Origin of the sequence: Rhodopirellula europaea 6C (assembly GCF_000338295.1) — a bacterium.
GTDB lineage: Bacteria > Planctomycetota > Planctomycetia > Pirellulales > Pirellulaceae > Rhodopirellula > Rhodopirellula europaea.
Genome location: NZ_ANMO01000242.1, coordinates 1 through 5,323, shown reverse-complemented (window position 1 = coordinate 5,323; position 5,323 = coordinate 1). Strand labels below are relative to the sequence as shown.

At 55.1% G+C, this 5,323-nt stretch carries 4 protein-coding genes and 2 pseudogenes; 4 read left to right on the top strand and 2 right to left on the bottom strand.

Annotated features, from left to right (window positions below; all coding sequences use genetic code 11):
* The 4 genes from RE6C_RS25655 to RE6C_RS25640 form a co-directional block, all read left to right on the top strand.
* A partial coding sequence (locus tag RE6C_RS25655) for a cadherin repeat domain-containing protein (protein WP_144054876.1) occupies window positions 1-1,443 on the top strand: 1,443 nt, incomplete at its 5' end.
* A gap of 133 nt (window positions 1,444-1,576) precedes the next feature.
* Complete coding sequence (locus tag RE6C_RS25650; protein WP_008661352.1) at window positions 1,577-2,299, top strand: PEP-CTERM sorting domain-containing protein; 723 nt, start codon at window positions 1,577-1,579, stop codon at window positions 2,297-2,299.
* 426 nt (window positions 2,300-2,725) lie between these two features.
* The gene (locus RE6C_RS33145) at window positions 2,726-3,154 is read left to right on the top strand and encodes a PEP-CTERM sorting domain-containing protein (RefSeq protein WP_236618529.1); all 429 of its coding nucleotides are present in this window, start codon (window positions 2,726-2,728) and stop codon (window positions 3,152-3,154) included.
* A gap of 564 nt (window positions 3,155-3,718) precedes the next feature.
* Window positions 3,719-4,849, top strand: a complete 1,131-nt coding sequence (locus RE6C_RS25640; protein ID WP_008661349.1) for a formylglycine-generating enzyme family protein — start codon at window positions 3,719-3,721, stop codon at window positions 4,847-4,849.
* A gap of 78 nt (window positions 4,850-4,927) precedes the next feature.
* Here RE6C_RS25640 and RE6C_RS33645 read toward each other — a convergent pair.
* Window positions 4,928-4,984, bottom strand: a pseudogene (locus RE6C_RS33645) (hypothetical protein); the annotation flags it as partial.
* A pseudogene (locus RE6C_RS33640) lies at window positions 4,985-5,030 on the bottom strand (hypothetical protein); the annotation flags it as partial.
* Between the last annotated feature and the right edge of the window lie 293 nt (window positions 5,031-5,323).

The window sequence follows — 5,323 nt, the reverse complement described above, 5'->3', positions numbered from 1 at the left end:
GAGGTGACTGATGATGATGGCAATGTGGAAACACAGGTGATCAGTGTCACGGTTGATTCGCTAAACGACCCACCCGTAGTACCGGGTGATATTTTTGCAGTCGATGAAAATGTGGTTGTTGGCACGGTCGTTGGTACGGTTACGGCCAGCGATGACGACGCTGGCCAAAGCCTTAGCTACACGATCACGTCTGGCGATCTGCAAGGAGACTTCGCAATCGATCCGGCAACTGGCGAGATTACGACCGTTGGCGATATCGACCATGAGGATTTTGATACCTACAATCTGACCGTGACAGTCACGGACAACGGGGATCCAGCCGAGAGTACGTCAGCAACTGTGACGATCAATGTCAATGATATTGAGCCGGAAGACAACGACGGGCCAAGCATTACTGCGATTCGTGTGAACTCGACCACTTGGACGGATCTGTTCCGAGACTTCGTCGACTATGACGAAGATTCAACTTCCGATCTTCTTCGAACAAATCATTTCAATGATGGTGAAGCGGCGGGCTACGAGATTCCATTCGGATCAGAACAGTCCACCACTTTGACTTGGCTTGGGCTGAATGAGATTCTGGTCGATTTTGATGAAGATGTATTTGGTGTCGACGCGGGCGATTTCCAAATTGACGGTGTAGCTGGTGTGAATGCGGATAGTACGCCTGGGGCTATCCCTTCGATCATCAATGTCGAATATGATGCCAGTGCGAGGAGAGCGACGGTTACTTTAAATCAGGCCATTCAGGCAGCTGCCGTGAATGTCACTGTATTGTCCGATGGTATTTGGGACGCTTTTGGCAACCCACTCGACGGTGAGTGGACAAACGATGTTGAACCGGCAAGCGGAAAATCCGGAAACGGAATTGTTGGTGGGGATTTTGAATTCCGTCTAAATGTTCTTCCTGGAGACGTTGACAAAAGTTCGGGATCCGTCAACGGGGCTGTGGTCGATAACGTTGTTAACACATCGGACGAAATTGCGATTGAAGCCCCATCGGTAATCAATGCTCAGCTGTTCGATGGAACAGTTCGAGCGGCTGCACCAAATTACGATGCCACTTTTGATTTGAACGGCAATGGTTTGGTAAGCACTGTATTTGACGTTCCTGCCGTCGAGTCTCGAATTGGTTCGTACCTCTTCCAACCTGTGAGCACGATGAGCCTCATGTTGGCAGGTAGTTTTGCATCAAACCCGGATTCTCAAGAACTCGGACACGAAGATGAGGCATTGCTCCAGTTCCAAGAAGAGGTTGATTCGACGCAATTGAAGACAGTTTCGGCTGACTGGTCGCATTCCGAAGGTGCTCACCGGGACGAACAGCTGATTGAGACGATTGCCTCTCAAGAGGTTGATATGGAGTCGGAAGCTGATGCCAAGGATCAGCTACTAAGTAGTGGTGAGTGGGATTTGGCATCAAAGAATCTGCATGATGCTTGAGGTGTCGTCACATAGAAATAAGAGAAGACGGTTTGGTTTCTTCTCGACACGTTTGTAAAAAACTCCTCTAAGGTAGGCGTTACTCCCCGGGTGGTGTATTTTGGTACCCACCAAGTCAATAGGATCAACAAGTATGAAAACATCGATCTCGTTTTGCACACTGCTGCTTACTTTCTCATTCTGCCACTCTTCGTCAGCGGCGTTGGTGTTGCAGGTTGGAAACGGAACGGGTACGACCAACCCGGTGCAGGTCTCCGATACGATTGGGCAATCCATTCGTATCTTCGCCACCAATGATGGAGTTGGTGACAACAATCCATTCGATTTGAATGGTTACGGTATTTACTTTCAATTTGGAAATGATGGCGAATTTGGGATTCCCACTGGCTTCGTGTTCAACTCAACATCCGCCCAGGCTGTTGCCGGTGGATACAATAACGACGGAAACGTAGGGTTTGACGCTGATAGTGCCGCCACCGCAGATCTAGTTGCAGCACTATCCGGAAACGATGCAAACTACGATTTCATCGTTAGTGACACAAACGGTGGGTTTGAGTTGGGTGTTGGCGAAACCACTGCTTTGTTTGATTTGGTGTTCGATGTGCTTCCAGGAACAACAGGAACCTATGAGTTGAACTTGGTTGCTGTTCCTGATCCGGGCGTCTCGGGGATCACTGGTGCTAGTGACCAGTTTAATACGAGTCCTGCGGACCGAGCCGTCACCATTCTTAATGGTTCCGTGACAATCAACGCCTCGGCTGTACCTGAGCCGAGCTCGTTGCTGGCATTGGGAGGAGCGGCGGTGTTTAGTGGGCTGCTTCAACGGCGTCGGAAGCAGCGTCAGGCGACGGTTTGAGGATGCCGCTTCTTAGGAGAACAATTGGGCTGGCGAGTTTCGTCAGCCCTTTTTGGTGCGCTGTGTTCGTTGCATCAATCTTAGAGTTAGATTACTAGGGGTTGGCTTCTTACGAAGCCGCGTTCCAATTTGCGCTAATATCTGGCAAGGTCTGCTAGGCGGTTGCCACGACGGATTTCTTGTTAGCCGATGCTTCCGTCGCTCCGCATTTAAAAATCAAGTTCGCCAGACCGTCCGGATCCAAGCGTCTGCGGTCTCAATTGATGGAACTGATGGGTACGTTGGGGCAAGTCAGCGTCACCGAGTTTGGGTTTGATTCGAGCGGCTACAAGCTTGCGACCGATGGTCAAATGCAGTTTGATGCTGACGACTTCGGAACGCTCTCTTCATCTCGGTTGAATGCTCTCGTGTTGCACGAGATGGCTCATGTGCTTGGGTTTTGGAACCCTCTGGACGGACAACGGTGTGTACGTCAACGGAAGCGGTGAATTCACGGGTGCCAACACGACTGCCCCATGGCAATCGGAGTTTGGTCAAGGCGGTACGCCCGATGTCGAACTGAGTGGCGGCCCCGGAACAGCCAATGGGCACTGGGATGAGCCGGACGGAGGAGGTGCATTCTCTGGTATCACAGACGCAAGCGGTCGTGACCTCACGTTTGAGTTGATGACGGGCTGGTTGAATGTTGGGCCCGAGGATCCATTCATCAGTGGGATGACATTGGCGTCTTTTCAGGACATTGGGTTTCTGGCGAATGCCACCGCTGTCCCCGAACCCGGAACCGGCGGCGTGCTTGTTGCCGGACTTGCCGCTGGGATGGGGTGGCGGCGACGTCGATCTCGTGCGGTGAAGTGAGTGGAGGGGGCTTGCTGACGCGGCGGGTTGGGACCCTTGCTTGCGATGGCTGCAGCGATCGGGCGTGGTGAAGCCACCAGTCATAACCCGATACGTGAGTGAGGCTGGGAAATTCGTCGCCGGATTCGCCAAGAATTCGGTGCAGTCTGGAATCGAGCTGCCGAGAGCACGGAGGTCTTCTTGGTTGATGGTGAATTTCTGATTGAGTTCGGTTGGTTCTCTGTGAACCCGGTGCTCTCTGTGGCTAAAACGGATGCGGGGTGGCCTTGCTTACGCGGCGGGTTGTGATGGGACGGCTCGCTTCTTGCGAAGCATCGGTTGGGGTGCCACGTGCGACGTGGCCTGCGGTCCTTGCTGACGCTTCGGGGTGTGACGAGGGGATTTGGGGGATCCGAATTCTTGGCGAATCCGGCTACGGTGGGAGCCTTGCTGACGCGGCGGGTTGTGACACTCGCTTGCTGTGCAAACTTGAGGGCGTGGCTAACAGCTAATAGCAAGCCGCGTTCGTGGCTTCGTTGAGTTAGAATGCGGGGGCTTCTTGCCTCGTGATGGGATTGGTTTGTAATGCGTTTTGGCGGTTGGGTTCGGTTTGGCTTGGTGGGTTTGTTGTGCGTGATAGGTGCCGGAAACGCATGGGAAGTTTCTGCGCAAGAAGCAGCTGTGGCGGTGAAGGTGGGGCCGGAGGTTTCGCTGGATGATGAGGCTTTGCTCGCTCGGATTCGCGAGGGGATTCTTGCGAAGGAGACATCGGCGGATGACGGGATGCCGGCGGGGGAGATGACGGACTATCGGGAGACGATTCCGAAGTCGGGGGTGGAGTTTGAGTTGGTCGCGATCCCGGGGGGTGAGTTTTTGATGGGCAGCCCGGAGGATGAAGCCGATCGGTTGGAGGATGAAGGGCCGCGGAGGAAGGTGAGGGTCTCGCCGTTTTGGATGGGCAAGCACGAGGTGACTTGGGATGAGTACGAGCCGTTCATGATGACGGAGGTCCGCCGCGAAAAGCATGGTGGATGGACGGACTTTGACCCGGCAACCCACGACGCGGTCGATGGCGTCAGTCAGCCGACACCGCCTTACACTGAGATGAGCTTTGGGATGGGGCAATCAGGCTATCCCGCCGTCTGCATGACCCAGCACGCGGCCAACAAATACTGTCAGTGGCTGAGTGCCCAAACGGGGCACTTCTACCGGCTGCCGACGGAAGCTGAATGGGAATATGCCTGTCGGGCTGGTACGACGTCCGCGTACTCGTTCGGCGATGGCGACCTGGACGACCACGGTTGGTACTACGACAACAGCAATGACAAGTATCAGAAGGTCGGCACAAAGAAGCCGAACCCGTGGGGGCTGCATGACATGCACGGCAATGTATCGGAGTGGACCGCGGACGCTTACGGGGAGTCTTATCCGGTGCCGGAAGATGGCGGCGTGTTGATCAACCCTTGGACGGTGCCGGAGCGGTTGTATCCACGAGTGGTTCGTGGTGGCAGTTGGTTCGATGATCCGGATCGGTTGCGCTCGGCAGCGCGGCTTGGTAGCTCAGAGGATTGGAAGCAACAGGATCCGCAATTGCCCAAGAGTCTGTGGTATCACACCGATGCGTCGTGGGTTGGGTTCCGTGTGGTGCGGCCGGCGGAGATTCCGACGCTGGCGGAGATGGATGCGCATTGGAATAGTGCGAGGGGGAAGCGTTGAAGGTGGGCGTGCCTTGCTGACGCGGCGGGTTGAGACCAGGGGCGTAGGCCGGGTTGTACCTGGCGGGGTGAGTGGCCGGTCCTCGTTGAGCTGGCGAGTGCAGGTGTTGGGACGACTCGCTTTGTTCAAAAGCATCGGCTGGGAGCCAGGTGATGACCTGGCCTACGTTGGTGGTTGTCAGGCTGCGGTGAGTCGTGAGTCACAACCCGAAACGTAAGTGAGCCCGAGTGACGATCCGAATTCTGGTGCATGCGGGGACGGTGCGTGGTGCCTTGCTGACGCGGCGGGTTAGGACGGTGGCTTGCGGTGCAAGCATGGGGCAGGTGTGAGCTGTCATCACCCGATTCGTGATTGAGGCCCTGACTGAGCTTTCACGCATGAAGATGCGCTCAGGTCCTCCCCCAGAAAGCTCGCTGGACGCTTGCTTTCCGACCCTCCCGTTTGGCAACGGGCGGGGAATTTTTGCTTCACCCT